The organism is Streptomyces sp. NPDC001339 (assembly GCF_042895955.1).
Lineage (GTDB): Bacteria > Actinomycetota > Actinomycetes > Streptomycetales > Streptomycetaceae > Streptomyces.
The window spans coordinates 31549-57002 of the sequence record NZ_JBIAWT010000016.1 but is presented as its reverse complement, the minus strand read 5'-3'; the positions used below and the strand labels follow the sequence as shown (position 1 = coordinate 57002).

Here is a 25454-nt window from a genome sequence, read left to right as displayed (position 1 = left end):
CGGCACCCCCTGCGTCCGTCCCGGGGCCCTGTGCCCACAGGGGGTTTGACACCCCGTCACCCATGGACAGGTTCAGGTGTTCAGGGGCCCGTCATGGCGGCCTGGCGGGCCCGGCCGGCCCGCAACACATCGAAGACGCCGGGCACTTGGCGCATGGCGCGCATCAGGGACGGCAGCGTGGCGGCGTTCGGCAGGTGGAGCGTGTACGTGTGGCGGACGCGCTGTTCGCGCGGGGGTTCGACGGCGGCCGAGACCACGGCGGCGCCCTGGCAGGCGATCGCCTCGGTGAGGTCGGCCAGGAGGTGCGGCCGGCTGAAGGCCTCGGCGAGGAGCGTGACCCGGCAGCCGTGGCCGCCCTGCCCGGCGCCGCGCCAGCGCACCCCGACGGGCTGACGGCCGGTGGCCGCCATACGGGCCACGGCCGGGCACAGGGCGCGGTGCACGGTGACCGCGCCGCCCCGTACGGCGAATCCGGTGACGGCATCGGGCGGCACCGGCGTACAGCAGCCGGCCAGCCGGACCGTGGCACCGGGCAGATCGGCCACCGCCAGGACCGAGCCCGGGGTGACCGGCACCGGGCCGGAGCGGTCCGGGGGCACGGTGGGCCGGCCGGCCGGGGGCGCCGCGGCGGGCACCTCGCCGGCGGCCGCCGGGCGACCGCCGGGCTCACGCGGACCGGCCAGCCACCGGGCGATGGCGAGCCGGGCGGCCGGGGTACGGGCGTGGTCGAGCCATTCCGGCGAGGGGCCGGCCGCGGAGTCCGGAGCCATCAGCAGTTGCAGGCTGTCACCGTCCCGCAGGACGGTGGCGAGGGTGGCGAGCCGCCCGTTCACGCGCGCGCCGATGCAGCAGTGCGCCGCCTCGCCGTACCGCTCGTACGCCGCGTCCACACAACTCGCCCCGGCCGGCAGGTCGATGGCGCCGCCCGAGGCCCCGGCCGACCCCCCGGAAAGACCTGAACCGGCCGAACCAGCCGGGCCGCCCGAACCGCCCGAGGTGCCCGAACCGCTCGACGCCGCCCCGACGCAGAAGACGGTGATCTCCCGGTCCTGGGCGAGGTCGTCGCGCAGCGAGGTCCAGAACGTGTCCGGGTCGGGGGTGGTGCGCTGCCACTCCAGCAGCCGGGAGAGCCACCCGGGGCGGGTCGGGTCGGCCCGCTCCCCCTCGGGGGCGTCCGCGCCGTCCGTGGGGGCGTACGGGTTGCCCAGCGCGACCACCCCCGCCTCGGCGACCCGGTGCATCTGGTGCGTACGGATCAGGGTCTCGGCGATCTCCCCGGACGGGCCGGCGATGGCGGTGTGCAGCGACTGGTAGAGGTTGTACTTGGGGGCCGCGATAAAGTCCTTGAACTCCGAGACGACCGGGGTGAAGCAGGTGTGCAGCTCTCCGAGGACGCCGTAGCAGTCGGCGTCCTCGGACACCAGCACCAGCAGCCGCCCCAGGTCCGCACCGGTCAGTTCGCGGCGGGCCAGCCGCACGCGGTGCACGGAGACCAAGTGCCGTGGCCGGACAAGGACTTCGGCGCCGATCCCGGCCTCGTCCAGGACCGTACGCATCCGCTCGGCGAGTGCGGCGAGCGGATCGGTCCGGGTGGCGTACTCCATGACCAGGGAGCGGGTGGTGGCGTACTCCTCGGGGTGCAGGACCGCGAAGACCAGGTCCTCCAGTTCGGCTTTGAGCGCCTGGACACCGAGGCGTTCGGCGAGCGGGATGAGGACATCACGGGTCACCTTGGCGATCCGGGCCTGCTTCTCGGGCCGCATCACGCCGAGGGTGCGCATGTTGTGCAGCCGGTCCGCGAGCTTGATCGACATCACCCGGACGTCGTTGCCGGCCGCCACCAGCATCTTGCGGAAGGTCTCCGGCTCGGCGGCGGCACCGTAGTCGACCTTCTCGAGTTTGGTGACCCCGTCGACCAGGTAGCACACCTCGGCACCGAACCGCTCCCGCACCTGATGGAGCGTCACTTCGGTGTCCTCGACGGTGTCGTGGAGCAGCGAGGCGGTCAAGGTCGTGGTCTCCGCGCCCAGTTGGGCGAGGATCAGGGTCACCGCCAGTGGGTGCGTGATGTACGGTTCGCCGCTCTTGCGCAGTTGGCCGCGATGGGAGGACTCGGCGAGCTGATAGGCCTGGGTGAGGATGTCCAGATCGGCGTCGGGGTGATGCCCCCGGTGCACCTTGGCGACATGCTCGAGCGCGTGCGGGAGGCCGTCGCGCGGGGCCGTACCGAGGAGGGCGGCCCGGCCGATGCGGCGCAGCCCTCTGAGTTCCAGTCGGCGGCGGCCGCGCCTACGGCCCGCTGCTCCAGGGTTACCAGGGTTAGTGGCCTCTGCGCTCATGGGCACCTCCGGCAGCGTCGACCGGCGGCGGGACGCGGCAGTGTCGGACGCCCGGGCCGGTGCTTGATGCTATCGAGCCCATCACGCTGCGCTGTCCACCTCTCGCTCAGAGTGATACGGACCACCCGTTCGAGCGAACCTTTTGGCCGGAACCGTTTCCCCCGGGGGTGGCACCACCCGGATTCTCCCGGTCCCGTCAGGCGTGCGGTCCGCGTCCCGTCAAACGTGCGCGCATCCCGCGCCCGCCTTCACCGCGCTTGCGTCAGGCGAGCGCGCCGGCCAGCCAGGCGGGGTCGAACGTGCCCTCGGCGACGATCTCGGCCGGCCCGGTCATCTCGACCGTGCCGTCGGGCAGCTCGGTGATCGAGAGACTGCCGCCGAGCACATCGACCGTGTAGGTCACGGGGGTGCCGGTCTCCGCCGGGTTCACGCCGTCCCTGCGCGCGGTGGCCACGGCGACCGCGCAGGCGCCGGTGCCGCAGGAGCGGGTCTCGCCCGCGCCGCGCTCATGGACCCGCATCGCGACATGCCGCGGACCACGGTCGACGACGAACTCGATGTTGACCCCATCGGGATAGACCGCGGCCGGGCTGAAGGGCGGTACGGAGCGCAGCTCACCGGCGTGCGCCAGGTCCTCGACGAACGCGACGGCGTGCGGATTGCCCATGTTCACGTTACGGGCCGGCCAGCTACGGCCCCCGAGGGTGACGACGACGCCCTCTTCGGGAAGCTCGGCGCGCCCCATCGAGACCGTGACATCACCGGTCTTGGAGAGGTGCACACGGCGTACGCCGGCGCGGGTGGCGATGGCCAGATCACCGGCCTCGACCAGGCCCGCGTGCAGCAGATAGCGCGCGAAGACCCGGACACCGTTGCCGCACATCTCGGCGATGGAGCCGTCGCCGTTGCGGTAGTCCATGAACCACTCGGCCTCATCGGCCTGGGAGCGCGCCTCCGGGTGCGCGGCGGACCGTACGACGTGCAGCAGCCCGTCACCGCCGACTCCGGCCCGCCGGTCGCAGATCCTGGCGACGGCGGCCGCGGGCAGGTCGAGACGGCCGTCCGGGTCCGGGACGATCACGAAGTCGTTCTCGGTGCCGTGGGCCTTGAGGAAGGCGATGCGGTCGGGGCGCTCGGTGCTGGTCACGCTTGCATCGTACGGGGGCGGCGGGGGTACGGCCCTACGGGGGCGGAGGCACGTACGCGCGGGGAGCCGCGTGCCGGTACGCACCGGGGGTGCCGGCTCAGCGCAGCCGGGCCACCCGCCAGATGGCCAGGGACGCGGGGACGGCCACCACGAGGGCGTACAGCAGGATCACCCGCCAGCCGGCGCGGCGGCCGGAGCCGCGGGCCGGAAGGCCGGGCCAGGTGTGGCCGACGCGACGGGCGGCCATCATCCCCCAGCCCGCGGCACAGCAGCACAGCAGGAGGCCGAGCATCGCGATCACCGCGCGGCCGTCGCCGCCGAACTGGAAGGCCAGGGGGAAGGCGAACATCAGCGAACCGACGGCGGCGAGCCCGACAACCGGTGCGAGCTGCCACAGCCGCAGCCGGCGCGGCGGGCGCAACTCGCGGAAGGACTCGCCGCACCCGCCGCCGTCGCCGGGGCCGTCGGCGTCGGTGTCCGGGCCGTCGGATCCGTCCAGGGCGTCCGGAGCGGTGAACGAGCCGATACCGGACAGCTCTTCCGGTACGTCGCGTACGTCCTGGGCGTCCGGCCCGTCCTCGGACAGCGGTGCCGTATCAGCGCCGTTGTCCGGTTGCTGCGCTCTGTTGCGAGGGCCGGCCTCCATTGCCACGCGCCCTCCCCACTGCAGACTGCACGCCTCGATCGAAGGTCGATGATGACACGCCCTCAGCGGCCCGGATGACGGCCGGGGCGTCCCGATGCCATGACGTGATCAGGCTGTGACCGGTCGTTCGAGCAACGCCAGTGCCTGCCCGGGAAGTTCCGCACGGTGCTCGGCCGCGCCGCTCAGCCAGTGGACCCGAGGGTCCCGGCGGAACCACGAGTCCTGACGGCGCGCGAAGCGCTTCGTGGCGCGCACCGTCTCATCGCGCGCCTCCTGCTCGGTGCACTCCCCCGCCAGCTGGGCGAGCACCTGCTGGTAGCCGAGCGCCCGGGACGCCGTAAGGCCTTCGCGCAGGCCCTCGGCCTCCAGGCGGCGCACCTCGTCGACGAGGCCCGCCTCCCACATCAGGTCGACCCGCCGCGCGATCCGCTCGTCGAGTTCGGGCCGCCCGACGTCGACGCCGATCTGGACCGTGTCGTAGACCGCTTCGTGGCGGGGGAGGTTGGCGGTGAAGGGGCGGCCGGTGATCTCGATGACCTCCAGGGCGCGCACGATACGGCGCCCGTTGCCGGCCAGGATCGCGCGGCCGGCCTCGGGATCGACGGCGGACAGCCGGGCGTGCAGGGCGCCGCTGCCATGTTCGGCCAGCTCGGCCTCCAGACGGGCGCGCACCTCGGGGTCGGTGCCGGGGAAGTCGAGGACGTCGATCGCACCGCGTACGTAGAGGCCGGAGCCGCCGACGAGGACCGGGGTGCGGCCCTCGGCGAGCAGCCGGTCGATCTCGGCGCGGGCCAGCCGCTGGTACTCGGCGACGTTCGCGGCGCGGGTGACGTCCCAGATGTCCAGCAGGTGGTGCGGTACGCCGTGCCGCTCCTCAAGGGTGAGCTTGGCGGTGCCGATGTCCATACCGCGGTAGAGCTGCATGGAGTCGGCGTTGATGACCTCGCCGCCCAGGTGCTGGGCGAGCGCGACCCCGAGATCGGACTTTCCGGCCGCGGTGGGGCCGACGACGGCGATGACCCGCGGAGCGGGAACGGCGGTGTTCACCCCGTCAGTCTCGCAAACCTCACGGCCTCATCTCGAACGAGCGACGTGACGGGCCACCGACGTCGTCGTTGCCTGTTGCGAGGTCCCGACAGATCCGGTGCAGCACCGGCGCCCGTGGGCGGCGTAACGGTCCGCTCCGAGCGACCCGGGATGTCGCCACATGAAGAGCGTAGGAGCAGTTATGGGCGTGTTTTCGCGGTTTCGTCGCCGCAAGTCCGAAGCGTCGACGGAGGCAGGTGCCGTTGCGACGGTGACGGCCGAGGCGGAGGAACCGGCGGAGCCGGCCGCTTCGGCGGACGCCGAGGGCGCCACGGAAGCGGAGGGGAACGAGGGGGGCAAGGGAGCCGCGGGGGCCGCGGGGGCTGCCGCCGAGCAGGTCGACGACGCCCAGGGGGCCGCGGGCGACGAGGAGTCTCGCGAGGACGATGCGTCGCCCACGGCGGGGGCCCCGGTGGAAGCGGGGGACGTCATGGCTTCGGCGGCGGCCGGTGACGCGAAGGGGGACGAGCAGAAGGGGGACGAGCAGGGGGACGGGGAGGCCGTCGGCACGGCGGCACCGCAACCGGCCGCCGACGGCGAGGCGCGTACGGAGAAGGCCGCCGAGAGCGCCGGTATCCCCCGCCAGCAGTCGGCACCGGCCGCCACGGACAGCGAGTCCGGCGAGGGCGCGCGGAAGTAGTCCGCGCGCCGGTCGTGCGCGCGGCTCGAGCAGGCGTGGCCCAGCGGCCGCGGGGAAACCGCCCCGCGGCCGCTGTCGTGTCCACGGATGCGGATGCGGATGACGCACGTGACGGGGGCCCTCCGGGGATCGCGCATGACGGCCGTCCCGGGAGCACGACCGTCCCGGCGCACGGCCGTCCCGGGACGACGCGCGCTACGACCAGGTGGCCGCGAAGTAGCCCACGCCGTACGGAGCCTCCTCGCGCAGCAGCCGGCCGCTCAGCCCGGCCCCCTCGGCCGCGCCTGCGAGGACCTGCCAGCAGGCCCGTCCGGACGCCTGGAGGCCGGCGGCCAGCCGCTCGTCGAGCGCGGTCAGCGCGGGAAGGTCGGCGGCGCCCAGGGCACGGGCCACGGCGGCGTCGAAGCCCTCGGCCCGCTCGTCGAAGTAGCCGGGCGCCTTGACCGTCCGGCAGGCGCTGCCGTCGCCCATCACCAGCAGCGCCACCCTGGGCGCCGCCGCCGCGATCTCCCGGCCGGCGGACGGACACCGCTCACCGGGCAGCGACTCCGCGACGCCCAGCCCCTCCACCGGGGAGTCGTCCCAGTCCGCACGGGACAGCAGCCAGGCCCCGACGGCCAGCGACGGCGGGAGTTCCCTCTCGGGCCCCTCCCCGGCCACGTCCTCCGCCGCGCCCAGCACCACCTGGAGATCCACCCCGAAGCCCCGGAAGGAACCGACGGCGCCCTGCGGGTACGTACCACGGCCGGTCTCATCGGCGGGACCGAGGACGACCAGCCGGTCGGGGCGGGATGCGGCGAGCACACCGATCGCGTCCAGACAGGCGGCGCGCAGCCCGTCCAGCTCAGGGGCGGCGCCGACGGCCACCTCCGGGACGAGCAGCGGCGGACACGGGCAGATGGCAGCGGCTACGAGCATGCCACGCAGCGTAACGCCCCGGGGGCGCCGCTCGGCATGCACCGCATCCGGTACGCCGGTCCTCCGGGTCAGTCGCAGCCGCAGCCGGCGGCCGGGGCCGGGCCGGGCGCCGGAGCGCCGATCGTCGGCAGGCCCAGCAGCACGCCCTTGGGCTTCGCCGTCGCGGCAGCGTTGCGCTTCTCCCAGGCGTCGCCGGCCCGGGTACGGCGGACCGCCTTGGCCGGCCCCTCGGCCAGGAGGTGGTGCGGGGCGGCGTACGTGACCTCCACGGTCACCACATCGCCCGGCCGCACCGGCTCCTCCGGCTTGCTGAAGTGCACCAGCCGGTTGTCGGGCGCACGCCCGGACAGCCGGTGCGTCGCCTCGTCCTTGCGCCCTTCGCCCTCGGCGACCAGGACCTCCAGCGTGCGGCCGACCTGCTTCTTGTTCTCCTCCCAGGAGATCTCCTCCTGGAGGGCGACCAGGCGCTCATAGCGCTCCTGGACGACGGCCTTGGGGATCTGATCGTCCATGTCGGCCGCCGGGGTGCCGGGGCGCTTGGAGTACTGGAACGTGAAGGCCTGCGCGAAGCGCGCCTCCCGCACCACGTGCATGGTCTGCTCGAAGTCCTCCTCGGTCTCGCCGGGGAAGCCCACGATGATGTCCGTCGAGATGGCGGCGTCCGGCATCGCGGCGCGCACCTTCTCGATGATGCCCAGGAAGCGCTCCTGGCGGTACGAGCGGCGCATCGCCTTGAGGACGCGGTCGGAGCCGGACTGCAACGGCATGTGCAGCTGCGGCATCACGTTCGGCGTCTCGGCCATGGCGGCGATCACGTCGTCGGTGAAGTCGCGGGGGTGCGGGGAGGTGAAGCGGACCCGCTCCAGCCCCTCGATCGTGCCGCACGCGCGCAGCAGCTTGCTGAAGGCCTCACGGTCCCCGATGTCGGAGCCGTAGGCGTTGACGTTCTGCCCGAGCAGGGTGATCTCGCTGACGCCCTCGGCGACCAGCGCCTCGGCCTCGGCGAGGATGTCGCCGGGCCGGCGGTCCTTCTCCTTGCCGCGCAGCGCCGGGACGATGCAGAACGTGCAGGTGTTGTTGCAGCCGACCGAGATCGACACCCAGGCCGCGTACGCGCTCTCGCGCCGGGTCGGCAGCGTGGACGGGAACGCCTCCAGCGACTCGGCGATCTCGACCTGTGCCTCTTCCTGGACGCGGGCGCGCTCCAGCAGGACCGGCAGTTTGCCGATGTTGTGCGTGCCGAAGACCACATCGACCCAGGGCGCCTTCTTGACGATGGTGTCCCGGTCCTTCTGCGCGAGGCAGCCGCCCACGGCGATCTGCATGCCGGGGTGCGCGGCCTTCTTCGGGGCGAGCTGCCCGAGGTTGCCGTAGAGACGGTTGTCGGCGTTCTCCCGCACCGCGCAGGTGTTGAACACCACGACATCGGCGCCCTCGCCGCCCTTGGGCGCGGGGACGTACCCGGCCTCCTCCAGCAGCCCGGACAGCCGCTCGGAGTCATGGACGTTCATCTGGCACCCGTAGGTGCGGATCTCGTACGTCTTGCTCTGCTGAACGTCCACTGCTGCCTGGCTCCGGTCGCTGCTGGTCATACGACAAGGGTAGGCGGTGCCCGGCGTACCTCTCGACGCCGATGCCGGGGTGCGGGGGATGCACGCAAAGTGATAGTTATAACGAACGAAGGGGCGCTATCGCCCCTTTCATGACCTTAATCAGGTGAACGCGCGTCATCGATGCGGATGTCCGCCGGCAAGTAGTGCCGTACGACGCCCAGTCGGCCCCGTACGACGCGGAGAGCCGCCCTCGGCGGCCGCGCTCCCCCGAAGCCCCGCAGCCGGCGGCCGACCGCCGAGGCTGCCTGTCGAAAAGACCACCATTGGCCACGTCACACACCACCCGACGCACCGTTCTGTCCGCTTTCGCCGCCGCGACAGCCGCCCCGCTGCTGACCTCGGCATGGGGCGCCGGTGAAGCCCACGCATCCGGGATCGGGGACACGTACCGCTCCAGCACGGACCTGTACACCAAGCTGCCGGACGGCGAGGGGACCGAGTACGCCCGTCGCTACAAGCGGCACGAGATGACCGACAACGACATCCGGCGCTCCTTCCCCTACAACCGCACGATGATCATGGCCATGCACGGCGGCGGTATCGAGCCCGGGACGTCCGAACTCTGCCTGGGAATCGCGGGATACGACCCCGGCGGCCTCGCCGTCCGCCCGGCCGGGGGACCCGTCTACGACTACTGGATGTTCGAGGGGCTGCGGAAACCGTCGAAGTCACAGCCGAAGGACGCCCCGTCCAACCGCGAACTGCATGTCACGGCGAAGAACTGCGACGACCACGTCGCCCTGTCCATGGCCGCGAGCAGCCTGAACGTCCTCAGCCTGCACGGCTGCACCGCCGAACAGGCCGGTGCCCCGGCCAAGCGGCCCGAAGCGGTCGTGATCGGCGGACGCAACACCGCCTTCCAGCGGTACCTCACCGAGGAACTGCGCGGCGCGGGGTTCCAGACCGTTGACGGCGCGACCAAGCCCGACCTCAACGGTGACCACGTCGACAATCCCTGCAACCGCACCATGCTCGGCAAGGGCGGCCAGCTGGAGATCACGACAGAACTGCGCAAGAGCATGTTCGACGGCTTCACCCTGAAGGAACGCCCCACCAGCACCAACGACACCTTCCGGCGGTTCACCGACGCCTGCCGCGCGGCCATCGCCCGCCTGGAAGCCGGCCCGGACCAGGTCATCCTGTGACGTGTGCCCTGGGCCCGGTCGTCAACGGTCCAGGGATTCCGGCCACCCCTCCCGATCAAGCCAGTCTCCTGGCAGGATCCCGCCCATGGCCACAGCCCTCCCCCTCCCCGGCCGCCGGGCCCTCCAGGCGGCGATCGCCGCACTGGTCGCGCTCGGCCTGGCGCTGTGGTGGCCGCTGTCGACGGGCGGTGAGCGGTCGGCGGGCGGCCGGGTAACCCTGGCCACGGGCCTGCCGACCGGCGTGTACGCACGCTACGGGGAACTGCTCCAGCGGGATCTGGCGCACGACATGCCGGAGCTGGACCTGCGGCTGGCCCGCAGCGAGGGGTCGATCGACAATCTGCGGCAGCTGGCCGCCGGGCACGCGCAGTTCGCCATCGCCACGGCGGACGCGGTGGCCACGTACCGGAGCAGGGGCGGGCCCGGCGCGGACCGGCTGCGCGCCTGCGCCCGGCTGTACGACGACTACATGCAGCTGGTGGTGCCGAAGGGGTCCACGGTGCGCTCGGCGAAGGACCTGCGGCGGCTGCGGGTGGGGGTCGGGACCGACGGCTCCGGAGTTCAACTGATCACCCGGCGGCTGCTGACGGCGGCCGGACTCCGCTTCGACCGGGACATCGAGCCCGTACGCGTCGGCATCGACCGGATGCCGGAGCTGCTGGAGCGGGGGGAGCTGGACGCCTTCTTCTGGTCGGGCGGGCTGCCGACGACGGCGGTGCAGCGCCTGGTGCAGCGGTTCCCGGTCCGGCTGGTCCAGCTCGGGGACCTGATCGAGGGGCTGCACCGGCAGGACGAGCGCACCCGCTACTACCGGGCGGCGGTGATGCCCGCCGACGCCTATCCGCGGGCCCAGGAAGGACAGGCGGTGAAGACCATCGCGGTGGCGAATCTGCTGGTGACGACGGACCGCTCGGACGCCGCGCTGACCGAGGGCATCACCCGTACCGTGATCAACAGCCGGGACCGCATCGGACGCCAGGTGCACGCCGCACAGCGGGTGGACCTGCGCACGGCGGTGTTCACCGAACCGCTGGGGCTGCACGAGGGCGCCCGGCGGTACTACCTATCCCAGAAGCCGTGACGCACCAGAAGCCGTGACGCATCAGAAGCCGTGAGGCACCGGAGCACGAAGCACCGGAGCATGCGGCACCGAAGCGCGCGGCTCCGGAAGAAGAACGGGCCGGGGCCCGCACCGGCTCTGCGGTGCGGGCCCCGGCCACGGGACGCAAGCTGCGTCGGGCGCGTCGGACGACGTCAGGCGCCGACGATGTTCTCCGCCTGCGGGCCCTTGGGGCCCTGGGTCACGTCGAAGGTGACCTTCTGGCCCTCGAAGAGCTCACGGAAGCCCTGGGCGGCGATGTTCGAGTAGTGGGCGAAGACGTCGGGGCCGCCGCCGTCCTGCTCGATGAAGCCGAAGCCCTTCTCGGGGTTGAACCACTTGACGGTGCCGGAAGCCATGTCTTTCTCCTTCATGGGGCAAACCGGAGACCACACTGCGCGGCCTCCCTTGTCGCCGAATTGATCGCCCCACACCGGAACAGGCCCGGAAACAAGGAACGCCCGGGGCTTCCAGCCTCCGGGCGCGCACAAAGTTCATCATGGGTACCACAACTGCAACACCGTTCACGCTAGCACAGGCATGGTGCGGACCGACCAGTGATCCGCGTCACATCACGCACCTGCGGAACGGCCCGCCGTACCCGGTCAGGGGCCTCAGGCCCCGGTGCGCGGCACGGTCACGGTGACCTTGAGACCGTGCGGCGGATGCGGGGCGTACGCGATGGTGGCGCCGCCCGCGGCGAGCAGGGCGCGGGTGATCGACAGCCCCAGTCCGGAGCCGGAGACGTTCTGGTGGCGGCTGCTGCGCCAGAAGCGGTCGCCGATCCGGGCGAGTTCATCGTCGCTGAGGCCCGGCCCGCGGTCGGCGACGGTGATGTGGACCCGCTCGCCGTCCGGCGCGGTGCCGACGACGACGGGCCGGCCTGCCGGGGTGAACTTCAGGGCGTTGTCGACGACGGCGTCCAGCGCGCTGGAGAGCGCTACCGGGTCGGCCCAGCCGGTGACCGCGTCCTGCCCCTCGTAGGTGAGGCGGACGCCCTTGGCGGCGGCCAACGGGCGCCAGGAGTCGACGCGTTCGGCGGCCAGCGCGGCGACATCGGTGAGCTGGAGGTCGGCGGCGGAGTGCTCGGCGAGCGCCAGGTCGAGCAGGTCGTCCAGGACCCGGGCCAGCCGCTTGCCCTCGGTACGGACCGAGGCGATCTCCTCGTTGCCGTCGGGGAGTTCGAGCGCCAGCAGCTCGATCCGCAGCAGCAGCGCCGACAGCGGGTTGCGCAGCTGGTGGGAAGCGTCCGCGACAAAGGCGCGCTGCTGCTCCAGGACGTCCTCGACGTGGTCGGCCATCTCGTTGAAGGAACGAGCCAGCCGGCGCAGCTCGGGCGGTCCGGCGGTGGCCGCGACCCGGGACTTCAGCCGGCCGGTGGCGATGTCATGGCTGGCCACGTCCAGGACCCGCACCGGCCGCAGCACCCAGCCGGTGAGTCGGAAGGCGGCGGCGACCGCGACAAGCATGGCCGCGCACTCCCCGGCCCCGATCAGCGCCCAGCCGCGCAGGATGCGCGACCGCATCTGCCCGGTGGGCGAGTCGGTGACCACCACCGCGACCACATCGCCGTCGCGGATGACCGGTGAGGCCACCGGGACCCGGCCGCCCTCCTCCCAGGGCCAGACCTGGTGCGGATCATGGCTGCGACGCCCGGCCAGCGCCTCGCTGAAGGCCCGGGCGCCCTCGCCGTGGGCAGGCACCGGCATGTCCTGCGGAGCGGCGGCCATGGGGGTGCGGTCGCGGTAGAAGACGCCGGCGCGTACGCCGTAGAGGTCGTGGTAGCGCGCCAGCTCGGCGCCGAGGGCGGCCAGCCGCTCGTCCTCCCCGGGCATCCCGTTCCGGGTGCCCGCGTCGGAGCGGGCGGTGACGAACTGGGCGAGAGAGGCGAACCGGGCGGCGTCGTCGATCCGGTCGATGACCACCTTCTGCTGCTCCACACCGGCCGTGATGACGGCGAGCGGGACGCCGAGCGCCAGCAGCACACCGGCCATGAGGACGATGAGGAGCGGGAGGAGTCGGGTGCGCACGGGCCGGCGGCGGCCTTCAGGGCGCCGGGGAAGCGGGTCGGCCGGGGGCGGGCACGACGAGGCGGTAGCCGACGCCACGCACCGTCTGGATCAGGGCGGGCATACGCAGTTTGGCGCGGAGTGAGGCGATATGCACCTCCAGGGTCCGGCCCGTGCCCTCCCAACTCGTCCGCCACACCTCGCTGATGATCTGCTCCCGGCGGAAGACCACCCCCGGGCGCTGGGCGAGCAGCGCCAGCAGATCGAACTCCTTGCGGGTGAGCGGCACCGCGGTGCCGTCCACGGACACCTGCCGGGTGGACAGCTCGACGGTGACCGCGCCCAGCCGCAGCGGCTCGGCCACGGCGCCCTCGGCGGCCGGCTGCTCCCCGCCGCCGTCCCCCGGGGACACCGCGCGCCGGCTCACCGCGTGGATACGGGCCAGCAACTCACCGGTGTCGTAGGGCTTGACCACATAGTCGTCCGCGCCCAGATTGAGGCCGTGGATACGGGACCGCACATCGGCGCGCGCGGTGACCATGATCACCGGGGCGCTGCAGATCCTGCGGATCCGGCCGCACACCTCGAAGCCGTCCTGATCGGGCAGCCCGAGATCGAGCAGCACCACCGAGAAGGGCTCCGCGTCATCGGGCAGCAGGGCCTGGAGCGCCTCCTCCCCGCTGCGCGCGTGCACGAGGGCCAGGCCGTGCCTGGCGAGCACCGCGGACAGCGCCGCGGCGACATGATCGTCGTCCTCGACCAGCAGCAGTCTCATCGGTCCTCCTCCCGGGTGCGTGCGTACGGGCCACGTGCGTACGGGCCACAGGGCATCTACGGCGATGGGGGGTACACACGTCAAGAGCAGGCCACCCCCGGGCCGCCATCCGTTACCCAGCCGGTACCCCGTGACCGCTGGAACCTGCCTCCAGGCCCGCCGCCAGGACCCGCCTCCCCGTTTCACACAGAGTGTTCCGCTGCGACCGGATCGTTATGCTCAATTTCCCCTCAGATGTGCTGACGGTGTTCTCGCCCCGGCCTAGGGTCCTCCCAACCGAGGAGGACGGAGCTGTACGCCGATGAGCGAAGTATCGGTGACCAAGAACGCCGAGGGCCCCGCGCGGACCGGGGACCCGCTGGTCGTGCTGGACAACGTGAACAAGCACTTCGGCGCGCTGCACGTACTCCAGGACATCGACCTGACGATCCACCGGGGTGAGGTCGTCGTCGTGATCGGGCCCTCGGGCTCCGGCAAGTCGACGCTCTGCCGCACGATCAACCGCCTGGAGACCATCGACTCCGGCACCATCACCGTCGACGGGAAGCCGCTGCCGCAGGAGGGCAGGGAGCTGGCCCGGCTCCGCGCCGACGTGGGCATGGTCTTCCAGTCCTTCAACCTCTTCGCGCACAAGACCGTGCTCGAGAACGTGATGCTGGGGCAGACCAAGGTCCGGAGAACGGACAAGGCGAAGGCCGCGCAGACGGCCCGCGCCCTGCTGGACCGGGTGGGGGTCGGCACCCAGGCCGACAAGTACCCCGCACAGCTCTCCGGCGGCCAGCAGCAGCGCGTGGCGATCGCCCGCGCCCTGGCGATGGACCCGAAAGTGATGCTTTTCGACGAGCCGACCTCCGCACTGGACCCGGAGATGATCAACGAGGTGCTGGACACGATGCAGCAGCTCGCCCGGGACGGAATGACGATGGTCGTCGTCACGCACGAGATGGGGTTCGCGCGCTCGGCGGCGAACCGGGTCGTCTTCATGGCGGACGGCCGCATCGTCGAAGAGGCCGAGCCCAACCAGTTCTTCACCAACCCGCGCAGCGACCGCGCCAAGGACTTCCTGTCGAAGATCCTCCATCACTGAGACCGCGGTTGGGCCACCATGTCCCCAACACGTGCTGAACCAAAGGATGTTGACCATGAGGATGGGTAAGACGGCTGCGGCCTGTGCGGTGGCGCTCACCCTGGCGGCCACGGCAACCGCGTGCGGCGGCGAGGCCGGTACGGCGGGCGACAAGCCGGCCGGCGGGGAGGTCTTCAGCGGTACGTACAAGGTCGCCTCGGACGTCACGATCGACTCGCCGGTGCTGAAGAAGGCCCAGAAGGCCAAGAAGATCGTCGTCGGCGTCAAGGCCGACCAGCCGTTCCTGGGCTTCAAGGACCCGGCCACCGGCACGTACTCCGGGTTCGACATCGAGATCGCCAAGATGATCGCGGCCGACCTGGGCTTCTCGGAGAAGCAGATCGACTTCCAGACGGTCGACTCCAACGTCCGGGAGACCAAGATCTCCCACGGCGGCGTCGACTTCTACGTCGGTACGTACACCATCAACGACGAGCGCAAGAAGCAGGTCGGCTTCGCCGGCCCGTACTACACCGCCGGTGCGGACCTCCTGGTGCGCAAGGAGGACAAGGCCATCACCGGCCCGGACGCGGTCAAGGGCAAGAAGGTCTGCTCGATCGTCGGCTCCACGCCGCTCCAGGAGATCAAGAAGGACAAGTACGGCGCCGAGACCACCGAGATGGGCAAGTACTCGGAGTGCGTCAAGAACCTGCTGGACGGCTCGGTCGACGCGGTCACCACCGACGACGCGATCCTCAAGGGGTACGCCGCCCAGCGCCCCGAGAAGCTCCGGGTCGTCGGCCGGCCGTTCACCAAGGAGCCCTACGGCGTCGGCATGAACAAGGACGACAAGGCGCTGCGGGAGGCGATCACCAAGGCGCTGGAGAACCACATCAAGAACAGCGACTACCAGAAGGCGTACGAAGGCACGCTCGGCAAGTCGGGTTCGAAGTACGTCGCCCCGCAGACGCCGCTGCCGCGGTACTGAGGCGCCGGCCCGCTCCTCCCCTGCTGACCGCGCCGCCCCGTACGCCCGTCGTGGCCGGGTGTACGGGGCGCGCTGTCTCCGCTGTACGGGGCGCGCGCTGTCGCCGCGCTCGCGCGCCCCGATCGGGCGCCTGCCCGCCGGCTCTCCCCGGCTCCTGTGGCTCCCTGAGTTCCTGGCTCCTGCGGCTTCCCCGCCAACTTCCCGCAGATTCCCCCTGATTCCCGCAGATTCCTGCTAACTCCTGCTGATTCCGCCGTTTCCCGCTGTTTTCCGCTGTTTCCCCGCCGCCGACCTGACCGCTACCGCGGAGACCCCATGAACGTACTCCTCGATTATTTGCCCGAGTTCCGGGACGGGTTCCTCGGGACCCTGGTGATCACCGCGTCCAGCGGCCTGCTCGCGCTGGTACTCGGCGTACTCATAGCCGGTTTCCGGGTCTCCCCGATTCCGCCGCTGCGCGCCTTCGGGACGGCCTGGGTCACGGTGCTGCGCAACACCCCGTTGACCCTGCTCTTCCTGGTCGCGTTCTTCGTCGTGCCGCTGGTCCTCTTCACGGGCGCCAGCCCGTACGTGCTGGCCACTCTGGCGCTGGGCTTCTACACCTCGTCGTTCGTGTGCGAAGCGGTGCGGTCCGGCATCAACACCGTCCCGCTGGGGCAGGCGGAAGCCGCGCGCAGCCTCGGTATGACCTTCGGCCAGACCCTCCGGCTGATCGTGCTCCCGCAGGCCACCCGCACCGTGCTCCCCCCGCTGAGCAGCATCTTCATCGCCCTGACGAAGAACTCGGCGATCGCCGGCGCGTTCAGCTTCCCCGAGCTGTTCAGCGTCTCCAAGCTGCTCAACGACAAGGGGTACGCGATCGCCTGGATCTTCCTCTGGGTCGCCCTGTCCTACCTCGTCATCACCTTCGCCATCAGCGGCCTCTTCCGGCTGCTTGAGCGCCGGCTGGGGGTGGCCCGATGAACGGCCGCGGCAGACACAGCACGGGATGGACGAAACGAGTGCCGCGCGCGGGCGAGGCGGAACGAAGTGAGGTAGGGGCATGACGGCGAGCGTTCTCTACGACGTTCCGGGACCGAAGGCCAGGGCACGCAACCGCGTCTACACCGTCCTCGGCTCCCTCGCGGTGCTCGGTCTGGTCGTCTTCGCCGTACTGCGGCTGAGCGCCAAGGGCCAGCTGGAGCCCGAGGTGTGGAACATCTTCAACTACGCCGGCGTGCGGACCAGCATCCGCGACGGCGTCCTGACGACACTTCAGGTCTTCGCGGTCGCCGCGGTGCTGTCGCTGGTGCTGGGCGTGCTGCTCGCCGTGGCGCGGCTGTCGGACCACAAGCCGATCCGCTGGTTCGCGACCGGGTTCATCGAGCTCTTCCGGGCCGTCCCGCTGCTGATCACCATCTACGCGGTATGGGTGATCTTCCTCAGCAACCGTGAGAGCCTCGGACTCACCGGCGCCCAGCCGCAGTTCTGGGCGCTGGTCCTCGGCCTGACGGTCTACAACGGCTCGGTGCAGGCCGAGGTCCTGCGGGCCGGTATCAACTCCGTACCCAAGGGGCAGCGCGAGGCCGCCTACGCACTCGGCATGCGGAAGACCCAGGTCATGACGACGGTCCTGATCCCGCAGGCCGTCCGGGCGATGCTGCCGACCGTCATCAGCCAGCTCGTGGTGACCCTGAAGGACACCTCCCTCGGCTACATCATCACGTTCGAGGAGCTCCTCTACACCGCCCGGCTGATGAGCTCCAACATCATCGTCAACGGCAACGACACCTACGTCCCGATCATCATCGTCACCGGCTCCCTCTACGTCGCGATGTGCCTGGCGCTGTCCGGCCTCGCCCACTGGATCGAGCGGCGCGGCCGTCGGGCCAGGACCGGCATCAGCGTGGCCGACGCCGCCGAGCCGGTGGCCGCCACCGACGCGATGGAGGTCGCCGAAGCGGCCCCGGACGGCCCCATGGGCACGAAGGGCTAGGTGTATTGCCCTTCTGACGGATCCCCGTGGGAGAAGGGCCCTGGCCGTGTCATCCCGGCCGGAGCCCGGCGGAGCCGCTTCGTCGTCCCTGGCCGAACCCGGCTGATATCCGACCGTGCGGAGGCGGTGGCGAGGGCGCCACCGCCTCCGTCACTTGACGCCGACGCCCGCAGTGGGTTGCATACGCTGTGTGATCACGCACCGGGCTCCCAGCGCCAGTTCCCGCATGTCCCGTACGTTCCAGCGGCCCCAGGGAGCGGCGCCGTGGACCCGGTGATCGTCGTCGGGGCCGGCCCGGTCGGCCTGTCCCTCGCCCTCGCCCTCGCCCGGCTCGGCGTGCCCTCCGTCGTCCTCGACGAGACCGCCGGCCAGGAGGACACCCGGCCCGCCCGTACGGCCGTACTCCGCGCGGACACCGCGGCCTTCGTCGGCCGGCTCGGCTGCGCCGACGCCCTGGAGAGCGACGGTACCCGCTGGACGGCCTGGCGCATCATGCGCCGCCGGCGCCTCGTCGAACGCGTCGCCTTCGCTCCGCGCACCCCGGACGGCGAGGCCGGCTCGTCCGCCGTGGCCTCCCCGGTCCATCTCCCCCAGCACACGCTCACCCGCGCCCTGCGCGCCGCGCTGGCCCGCGAGAAGCTCGCCGAGGTCGTCACGGGCAGCCGGCTCGTCGGCCTCGAACAGGACGAGCACGGCATCAGCGCCCACACCCGCGGCACCAACGGGACGTGGTGGCGCGGGAGTTACCTCATCGGCTGCGACGGCCCACGGTCGTCCGTCCGCAAGCTGCTGGACATCCGCTTCCCGGGCCGTACCGCCGTCGAGCGGCACGCGGTGGCCGCGCTGCGCTGTGAACTCCCCTGGCCCGGTGAGGCCCTGCTGCACCGCTCGCCGCCCCGGCAGAGCGGCGGACCGGGCAGCGAGGTATCCGCCCGCCCGCTGGCCGACGGCGTGTGGCGGCTGGACTGGCTGCTGCCACCGGGGCGCGAACTCGTCACCCCTGATGCCCTGGTGGCCCGGATCCGCGACTCCCTGGCCGGCTGGACCGCCGGGTTTCCGCCCGGGTCGCCGGACGGCCCCTCGGGCGGCACGTCGGTGGACGGAACCGGTCCGGACGCCGGCGGGGCGCTCTCACACGGTCACGACCGGCTCGTCCCCCCGTACGAACTCCTCGACACCGGCGTGCACACCGTCCACCACCGGCTGGCGCGCTGCTGGCGGCAGGGCCGCGCCTTTCTCGCCGGTGACGCCGCGCACCTGCTGGGCGCACTCGGCACACAGGGCCTGGACGAAGGGCTGCGCGACGCCGAGAACCTCGCCTGGAAGCTGAGCCTGGCCTGGCACCACGGCGCCTCCGAGACGCTGCTCGACAGCTACCAGGACGAGCGCCGAGCCGCGGTCGCGGCCCGGCTGCGCGCCGCGGACCAGGCGCTGCCGCTGCTCCGGGACGGCGGATCGGCCCGCTGGCGCACCGTGCTCCCGGGCGCGGCACGCGGCCGCAGCACCCTGCTGACCGACGGGCATCTGGGCCGCGGCCCCCTGGGCGCGCCGCCCGTCTACGCCCGCACTCCGCTGGCTCCGCCTGCTGAACACACCGGCGGTCCGCTCACCGAGACGCCTCCGGGGGCGCCGGTCACCGATGTGCCGGTGACCGCGTCCGACGGCTCGGTGGTCCGGCTGCGGGACCGCCTGGGGCGGGGTCTCCTGGTGGTGCTGGTGGCCCCCGGCACCACCGTCTGGGACCGCCGGCACTGGCGGTCGGCGGGCCTGATGCCGCAGCTGACCGGCGCGGTCGCGGCCCTGCCGATGCCCGCCGAGATCCTCGTCACCGAGGCCTATCCGGGCGCCGCCGCCCACACCGTCCTCCTCGTACGCCCCGACGGCCACCTGGTCACCGCCCTGTCGGGCGTCCGCCCGGCCGAGATGTCCGCCTGCGCGGCGGCCGTACGGGGCGGAGACGCGGGTACGGGCGGGGGCGGGGGTGCGAGGCCGGGTGCAGGTGCGGGCACGGGCGCGAGGGCGGGTACGGGGACCGGGACTGCGGGGTCCGGGGCGAGCAGGCCCGGCGAGGACACCGAAGCCGCCGAGGCCGAGGAGCAAGCCCCGGACAGGGAGGGAACCACGGACGAGGGGGGACCCGTGAGCGAGGAGGGCCCCGAAGACCGGCGACAAGTCCGACACGGCTTCGACACGGCCTCCGCTGTTGACCCTGTGGGATCCCCCATGTTTCACTCCGAGCGTGACTGATCCCGGCTCGCGATTCTGGCGGAGGGTCCATCTGGACCTGGTCCGCCATGCGGGCTGCATGTGTCGTCCGTCCTGTTGATCCGCGTCTCCCTCCCCGCGCTGCCGCCTTCTCCTGCCCGGCGGCCGCGCCCCTTCGCGATCCCCCAGGACGGTCTCCGTGCCCGACGTACGTACCTCCGCGCGCCCGCATGCCCCCGGCACCCGCAGCGGGCCCAGCGCTTCCGAACTCCTCGGCTTCGCCCGCCGCACCGCCGCGGACGCAGCGCTCATCGCCTCGCTCCCGCTCGACCCCGAAGGCCGCACCTGGATCCGGCTCGACGGTCCTGACGGCAGTGAGGCCTGGCTGATCGGCTGGCCGCCCGGCACCGGCACCGGCTGGCACGACCACGGTGGCTCCCGCGGCGCCTTCGCAGTCGCCGACGGCGAGCTGACGGAACAGTCGCTCACCGCCCAACTGCCCACCGAGGGCTGGAAAACCCTGGAGCTCGCCGACGGTGTGGACCGCGCACGCACGCTCCGCGACGGCCACGGCCGGGCCTTCGGTCCGCACCATGTCCATCAGGTGCTCAACTTCTCCGCCGACACCCATGCGGTGTCGGTGCACGCCTACTATCCGCCGCTGCCGCTGATGCGCCGCTACAGCCGCACCGGACAGGTACTCCGCCTCGAACAGGTCGAGCGCCCGGAGGAATGGGGCCCGGAGGTATGAGCGAGCGTCGCGAGCGAGTCAGGGAGAGGTGCGTGCCGCGCGCATACGAGGCCGAGCGAAGCGAGGCTGAGGTTTCCGCATGAGCGCCGTTGACGCACTACTGGCCCGGGCCCGGCGGGAACTGGGCCGGCGGGTGGACCCCCAAGAGGCCGCCGCGGCCCAGAAGGCCGGCGGTCTGCTGGTGGACATCCGGTACGCACAGCTGCGTGCACGCGACGGGGCCATCCCCGGCGCCCTGATCGTCGAGCGCAACGAACTCGAATGGCGCCTCGACCCCACCAGCCCGCATCGTGCCCCCGCAGCGACCCACCACGATCTGCCCATCATCGTCATCTGCAACGAGGGCTATGCCTCCACCCTCGCCGCCCTCTCCCTGCGCCGGCTGGGCCTGCACCGCGCAACCGACCTCGCGGGCGGCTTCCAGTCCTGGCGCCGCGCGGGATTCCCGGTACTCAATCGTCCGGCAGATGCTGATCCAGCAGCTCCGGATCCTCTCCTTCCTCTTCCAGGGCCTGTTTGACGACGCGGAGGGCGACGCCTTCCGAGTAGCCCTTGCGGGCCAGCATTCCGGCCAGCCGGCGGAGGCGCTTCTCACGGTCCAGGCCGCGCGTCGCGCGCAGTTTCCGGCCGACCAGCTCCCGGGCGGTGGACTCCTCCTGCTCGGAGTCGAGGCGGCCGACGGCCACATCGATCAGGGTGGAGTCCACCCCCTTGGTGCGCAGTTCACGGGCCAGCGCGCGCCGGGCCAGGCCGCGGCCGTGGTGGCGGGACTCCACCCAGGCATCGGCGAAGGCCGCGTCATTGATCAGGCCGACATCCTCGAAACGGGACAGCACGTCCTGTGCGGCCTCCTCGGGGATGCCCCGCCGGCGCAGGGCGTCCTCGAGTTGCTTGCGTGTGCGCGGTGTCCCGGTGAGCAGGCGCAGGCAGATCGCCCGCGCCTGCTCCTCGGGTGTACGCGGTGGTCCCGCCTCGGCCCTCGACGAGGAGCGACCACCGCTGTCCTCAGTGCCGCGACGGCCCCTGCGGCCATGACGGGTCTCGGCGTCACCGGCAGCGCTGGTGGTCTCCCCCGCGCTGTCCGGCCATTCCGTTCGCCGTGTCATGACGGATCAGCTCTTGGCCGCGGCGGCCTTGGAACCCTTGGCACCCTTGGCCGCCGGTGCGGGGGTGGCCGGGGCGGCCGCCCCGGCGGCGTCCGCCCCGGGCTCCGCCGTGTCCTGCGGCTTGACGCCGATACCGAGCTTCTCCTTGATCTTCTTCTCGATCTCATTGGCGAGATCGGGGTTGTCCTTGAGGAAGTTGCGGGCGTTCTCCTTGCCCTGGCCCAGCTGGTCGCCTTCGTACGTGTACCAGGCGCCGGACTTGCGGATGAAGCCGTGCTCCACACCCATGTCGATCAGACCGCCCTCACGGCTGATGCCCTGGCCGTAGAGGATGTCGAACTCGGCCTGCTTGAACGGCGGGGAGACCTTGTTCTTGACGACCTTGACGCGGGTGCGGTTGCCGACCGCCTCCGTACCGTCCTTGAGGGTTTCGATACGGCGGATGTCGAGGCGCACCGAGGCGTAGAACTTCAGCGCGCGGCCACCGGTCGTGGTCTCCGGGGAGCCGAACATCACGCCGATCTTCTCGCGGAGCTGGTTGATGAAGATCGCGGTGGTCTTGGACTGGTTGAGCGCGCTGGTGATCTTTCGGAGGGCCTGGCTCATCAGCCGTGCCTGGAGGCCGACGTGGGAGTCGCCCATCTCGCCTTCGATCTCGGCCCGCGGCACCAGGGCGGCCACCGAGTCGATCACGATGAGGTCGAGTGCGCCGGAGCGGACCAGCATGTCCGTGATCTCCAGGGCCTGCTCGCCGTTGTCCGGCTGGGAGAGGATCAGGGCGTCGGTGTCCACACCGAGCTTCTTGGCGTACTCGGGGTCGAGGGCGTGCTCGGCGTCGATGAACGCGACGGAGCCACCGGCCCTCTGGGCGTTCGCGACGGCGTGCAGGGTCAGGGTCGTCTTACCGGAGGATTCCGGGCCGTAGACCTCGATCACGCGACCGCGGGGGAGGCCGCCGACGCCGAGCGCGACGTCCAGCGCGGTGGAGCCGGTGGGGATGACCTCGATGGGCTCCTTGGAGCGCTCCCCCATGCGCATCACGGCGCCCTTGCCGAATTGCCGTTCAATCTGTGCGAGCGCGGCGTCCAGCGCCTTCTCGCGGTCAGTGCCTGCCATGGGTTCCACCCGGTTTGCTTGAGTCGATCGCTTCACGTCCATGACGCTAACGCCTGCCACTGACAACGCGCCCGGACCCGCCTCCGGCCTGTGGATAACTCCGCGAAAACCCCGGAATCTCAGGCCCGAACCCCAATAAGAATGGATGTTCGATTTCCCTGTCAAGCGGCCGCCCCCTCTCCCGACGCGGGGCCGTCGCCCCGCTCCGCTGAGCCCAGGACCGCGGCAAGAGCGGTTCGCCGAGGGCACAACTCGTAAGCTTCCGGCGTACCCCCTGTTGTTCGCCGGGTTCTGGGCGCAGGCTCGGCGGCATGAGACTTCTGGTGATCGGTGGATCAGTGTTCCTCGGGCGGGCGTTCGCCCAGGAGGCCCTGCGGCGCGGCTGGGAGGTGACCACCTTCAACCGAGGCAGGACCCAAGCCGACCTGGACGGCGTTCAGGTGGTGCGCGGCGACCGGGAGCGCCCCCAGGACCTGGCGCGGCTCGCCGGGGCGGGGCCCTGGGACGCGATCGTGGATGTCTGCGGCTACGTTCCCCGTGTGGTCGGGGCCTCGGTCGAAGCCCTGGCACAGTCCGCGTCGACGTATCTGTTCATCTCCTCGATCAACGCCCGCCCCGGCTGGCCCGCCGAGCCCGTCGACGAAAGCTCGCCCCGTCACCACAGCAGCATCGACGCGGGCGCGGAGGACGGTGACTACGGCACGCTGAAGGCCGGCTGCGAGAGGGCCGTCGAGCAGGGCTTCCCGGGGCGCACGCTGATCCTTGAACCCGGCCTGGTCATCGGACCGCACGACCTCGCACGCCGCGCCACCTGGTGGTTGCGCCGCGCCGCTCAAGGCGGCCGGATGCTCGCTCCCGGCGCGCCCGACCGTGAGATGCAGCTGATCGACGCCCGCGACATCGCCACCTTCGGCCTGGACCGGATCGAAGCCGAGGACGCCGGGATGTACCTGGTCAGCGGCACGCCCGCGAACGCGACCTGGGGCGGGTTCCTGGGCGCCTGCGTCGCCGAGACCGGCGGCAAGGCGGAACTGGAGTGGGTGGACGAGGAGATCCTGACCGAGCATGAGATCGGTGTCTGGACCGAGCTCCCGCTGTGGGCCCCGCTGGAAGGGGAGACAGCCGCGATCTGGAAGCCCAGCTCGGCCAAGGCCATCGCCGCAGGCCTGCGCTGCCGCCCCGTCGAGGAATCCCTCCACGACACCGCCACCTGGCTGTTCGGCCCCGGCGGTCTCGACGAGGCGTTCGGCGAGGTTCGCACAGGCCGGGAGGCCACAGGCATCACTCCCGAGCGTGAGCAGGCCCTGCTACGGGCGGCAGACGCACGGCCGGCCGGAGCCGGACGTACCGCTCCACGGACCGGACGTACCGATCCACGGGCCGACAGTGGCGCCCAGGCCGCGGAGCGCCGACAACCGTGACCCGGGTCCCCACCGGGGCGGCTCAGCGGTTCTCCGGGCTGCCTTCGGCCGCGCCGCTCTCGCGCTTCCCCCCGGCGGCGCCGTTCCCCTCGGCGGTCTCAGCGGCGGCAGAGGCCCGCGGCGACGGCTCGTCCGCGCGCAGGGTGCCGCGGATCCGGCCGACGAGCCCGGCGGCCCGGCGGCGCGGGGTCCGGCCGCGGACCCGGAGATCGTCGGGGACCTCGTAGCGCTTCACGTACGCGCCGAGGAACGCCTGCAGTGTCGCCGTCGCCGGGATCGCGATCAGCGCGCCGACCGCGCCCATCAGGGCGGTACCGGCGACGACCGATCCGAAGGCGACGGCGGGGTGGATGTCCACCGTTTTGGCGGTGATCCGCGGTTGCAGAAGGTAGTTCTCGAACTGCTGGTAGATCACGACGAAGGCGAAGACCCACAGGGCGTGCCAGGGGTTGACGGTGAACGCGATCAGGATGGGCAGCGCACCCGCCAAGTACGTACCGATGGTGGGGATGAACTGCGAGATCAGGCCGACCCACATGCCCAGGGCCGGGGCGTACGGGACGCCCATCAGCTCCAGCAGGACGTAGTGGGCGATCCCGGATATCAGAGCCATCAGCCCTCGGGAGTAGAGGTAGCCGCCGGTCTTGGCCACCGCGATCTCCCAGGCGCGCAGGACCTCGTCCTGGCGGTGCGGCGGCAGGACGGAGCACAGGGCGCGGCGCAGCCGGGGGCCGTCGGCGGCGAAGTAGAACGAGAACAGGGCCACTGTCAGGAGGTTGAACAGGCTGCCCAGCACCGTCGCGGAGACGGCCAGCACGTTGTTGGCGCTGTCCTGGACGTAGTTCTGCAGCCAGTCGGACTTGAGCAGGTTGTTCTGCACCTCCACCCGCGAGAGGCGGGTGTGCAGGGTGCTGTTGATCCAGCTGATCACGTCGTCCAGGTACTGGGGGAACTCCTGGACCATGGTGGCTATCTGGCCGGCGAGCATCGATCCCAGCAGCGTGAAGAAGCCGACCGCGGCGACGAAGATGCCCAGGAACACCAGCGCCGTGGCGAGCCCGCGCCGCATGCCGCGGGCCGCCATCCAGTCGACGGCCGGCTCTATGGCGAGCGCGAGGAAGAACGCGATCAGCACATTCAGCAGCAGGGTGATCAGCTGGTGGAAGCCCCAGATGGCGAGCTGGTAGCACGCCACGAGGGCGAGCGCGAGCACCATGGCACGCGGCAGCCAGCGCGGCATCCGCACGTCGGACCGGTCCTCGGACCGGCTCTCGGGCCGGCCCCCGGGCAGGTTCGCGCGCCGGCCGCCGGACCGGTCCTCCGGCCGTGGGGCTTCATTGGTGATCTCATCAGACACGGGCACGCAGCCCAGTGTCCCGCACGGCACCGACAACCCCGCCCATCGGCCG

23 protein-coding genes are annotated in these 25454 nt (G+C 71.7%); 11 read left to right on the top strand and 12 right to left on the bottom strand.

What is annotated here, in order from left to right; translation table 11 throughout:
* Positions 1-80: 80 nt before the first annotated feature.
* From ACFY12_RS32575 to miaA, 4 genes are all read right to left on the bottom strand, one after another.
* A complete protein-coding gene (locus ACFY12_RS32575; RefSeq protein ID WP_390719567.1) occupies positions 81-2339 on the bottom strand; it encodes a RelA/SpoT family protein in 2259 nt (752 codons plus the stop codon).
* Positions 2340-2601: 262 nt separating this feature from the next.
* Entirely contained in the window at positions 2602-3486 is an 885-nt protein-coding gene (dapF, locus tag ACFY12_RS32570; protein WP_390719566.1) for a diaminopimelate epimerase, read from the bottom strand.
* A 97-nt stretch (positions 3487-3583) separates the two neighbouring features.
* On the bottom strand, positions 3584-4132 hold the full coding sequence (locus ACFY12_RS32565; protein WP_390719619.1) for a hypothetical protein: 549 nt from the start codon (positions 4130-4132) through the stop codon (positions 3584-3586).
* 108 nt (positions 4133-4240) lie between these two features.
* Positions 4241-5179: a tRNA (adenosine(37)-N6)-dimethylallyltransferase MiaA gene (miaA, locus tag ACFY12_RS32560; RefSeq protein WP_390719565.1), complete on the bottom strand. Its 939-nt coding sequence runs from the start codon at positions 5177-5179 to the stop codon at positions 4241-4243.
* Between the two features lie 250 nt (positions 5180-5429).
* On the opposite strand from miaA, the gene ACFY12_RS32555 reads away from it, so the two are divergent.
* Positions 5430-5858, top strand: a complete 429-nt coding sequence (locus ACFY12_RS32555) for a hypothetical protein (protein ID WP_390719564.1) — start codon at positions 5430-5432, stop codon at positions 5856-5858.
* Between the two features lie 195 nt (positions 5859-6053).
* Here the strand turns inward: ACFY12_RS32555 and ACFY12_RS32550 are convergent, their stop codons facing one another.
* The gene (locus tag ACFY12_RS32550; RefSeq protein WP_390719563.1) at positions 6054-6776 is read right to left on the bottom strand and encodes a class III extradiol dioxygenase subunit B-like domain-containing protein; all 723 of its coding nucleotides are present in this window, start codon (positions 6774-6776) and stop codon (positions 6054-6056) included.
* A 68-nt stretch (positions 6777-6844) separates the two neighbouring features.
* Positions 6845-8368 (bottom strand): tRNA (N6-isopentenyl adenosine(37)-C2)-methylthiotransferase MiaB, encoded by a 1524-nt coding sequence (gene miaB / locus ACFY12_RS32545; protein ID WP_390719562.1) that lies wholly within the window; start codon positions 8366-8368, stop codon positions 6845-6847.
* A 284-nt stretch (positions 8369-8652) separates the two neighbouring features.
* Here miaB and ACFY12_RS32540 point away from each other — a divergent pair, with 284 nt between their 5' ends.
* Together ACFY12_RS32540 and ACFY12_RS32535 are read left to right on the top strand one after the other, a co-directional pair.
* On the top strand, positions 8653-9534 hold the full coding sequence (locus tag ACFY12_RS32540; protein ID WP_390719561.1) for a poly-gamma-glutamate hydrolase family protein: 882 nt from the start codon (positions 8653-8655) through the stop codon (positions 9532-9534).
* Positions 9535-9619: 85 nt separating this feature from the next.
* On the top strand, positions 9620-10615 hold the full coding sequence (locus tag ACFY12_RS32535) for a TAXI family TRAP transporter solute-binding subunit (protein WP_390719560.1): 996 nt from the start codon (positions 9620-9622) through the stop codon (positions 10613-10615).
* Between the two features lie 173 nt (positions 10616-10788).
* Here the strand turns inward: ACFY12_RS32535 and ACFY12_RS32530 are convergent, their stop codons facing one another.
* The 3 genes from ACFY12_RS32530 to ACFY12_RS32520 form a co-directional block, all read right to left on the bottom strand.
* Complete coding sequence (locus ACFY12_RS32530; protein WP_362918331.1) at positions 10789-10992, bottom strand: cold-shock protein; 204 nt, start codon at positions 10990-10992, stop codon at positions 10789-10791.
* A 255-nt stretch (positions 10993-11247) separates the two neighbouring features.
* Positions 11248-12663, bottom strand: a complete 1416-nt coding sequence (locus ACFY12_RS32525; RefSeq protein WP_390719559.1) for an ATP-binding protein — start codon at positions 12661-12663, stop codon at positions 11248-11250.
* Between the two features lie 16 nt (positions 12664-12679).
* Positions 12680-13417 carry a response regulator transcription factor gene (locus tag ACFY12_RS32520; protein ID WP_390719558.1) on the bottom strand — a complete coding sequence of 246 codons (738 nt, stop codon included), beginning with the start codon at positions 13415-13417 and terminating at the stop codon, positions 12680-12682.
* Positions 13418-13718: 301 nt separating this feature from the next.
* Between ACFY12_RS32520 and ACFY12_RS32515 the strand changes: the two genes are divergently transcribed.
* From ACFY12_RS32515 to ACFY12_RS32485, 7 genes are all read left to right on the top strand, one after another.
* Positions 13719-14504 (top strand): amino acid ABC transporter ATP-binding protein, encoded by a 786-nt coding sequence (locus ACFY12_RS32515; RefSeq protein WP_390719557.1) that lies wholly within the window; start codon positions 13719-13721, stop codon positions 14502-14504.
* A 55-nt stretch (positions 14505-14559) separates the two neighbouring features.
* A complete protein-coding gene (locus ACFY12_RS32510) occupies positions 14560-15471 on the top strand; it encodes a glutamate ABC transporter substrate-binding protein (RefSeq protein ID WP_390719556.1) in 912 nt (303 codons plus the stop codon).
* Positions 15472-15786: 315 nt separating this feature from the next.
* Positions 15787-16434, top strand: coding sequence for an amino acid ABC transporter permease (locus ACFY12_RS32505; protein WP_390719555.1), 648 nt, complete (start codon positions 15787-15789; stop codon positions 16432-16434).
* A gap of 79 nt (positions 16435-16513) precedes the next feature.
* Positions 16514-17446, top strand: a complete 933-nt coding sequence (locus ACFY12_RS32500; RefSeq protein ID WP_390719554.1) for an amino acid ABC transporter permease — start codon at positions 16514-16516, stop codon at positions 17444-17446.
* A 264-nt stretch (positions 17447-17710) separates the two neighbouring features.
* Positions 17711-19693 carry an FAD-dependent monooxygenase gene (locus ACFY12_RS32495; protein ID WP_390719553.1) on the top strand — a complete coding sequence of 661 codons (1983 nt, stop codon included), beginning with the start codon at positions 17711-17713 and terminating at the stop codon, positions 19691-19693.
* 157 nt (positions 19694-19850) lie between these two features.
* On the top strand, positions 19851-20402 hold the full coding sequence (locus ACFY12_RS32490; RefSeq protein WP_390719552.1) for a cysteine dioxygenase: 552 nt from the start codon (positions 19851-19853) through the stop codon (positions 20400-20402).
* Positions 20403-20481: 79 nt separating this feature from the next.
* Positions 20482-20922, top strand: a complete 441-nt coding sequence (locus ACFY12_RS32485; protein WP_390719551.1) for a rhodanese-like domain-containing protein — start codon at positions 20482-20484, stop codon at positions 20920-20922.
* Here ACFY12_RS32485 and recX read toward each other — a convergent pair.
* Positions 20855-21508: a recombination regulator RecX gene (gene recX, locus ACFY12_RS32480; protein ID WP_390719550.1), complete on the bottom strand. Its 654-nt coding sequence runs from the start codon at positions 21506-21508 to the stop codon at positions 20855-20857. The two genes, ACFY12_RS32485 and recX, sit on opposite strands and share 68 nt — an antisense overlap.
* Before the next feature lie 6 nt (positions 21509-21514).
* Complete coding sequence (gene recA, locus ACFY12_RS32475; RefSeq protein ID WP_390719549.1) at positions 21515-22624, bottom strand: recombinase RecA; 1110 nt, start codon at positions 22622-22624, stop codon at positions 21515-21517.
* A 311-nt stretch (positions 22625-22935) separates the two neighbouring features.
* Here recA and ACFY12_RS32470 point away from each other — a divergent pair, with 311 nt between their 5' ends.
* A complete protein-coding gene (locus ACFY12_RS32470; RefSeq protein WP_390719548.1) occupies positions 22936-24045 on the top strand; it encodes an NAD-dependent epimerase/dehydratase family protein in 1110 nt (369 codons plus the stop codon).
* 22 nt (positions 24046-24067) lie between these two features.
* Here the strand turns inward: ACFY12_RS32470 and ACFY12_RS32465 are convergent, their stop codons facing one another.
* Entirely contained in the window at positions 24068-25408 is a 1341-nt protein-coding gene (locus tag ACFY12_RS32465; RefSeq protein WP_390719547.1) for an AI-2E family transporter, read from the bottom strand.
* Positions 25409-25454: the final 46 nt, after the last annotated feature.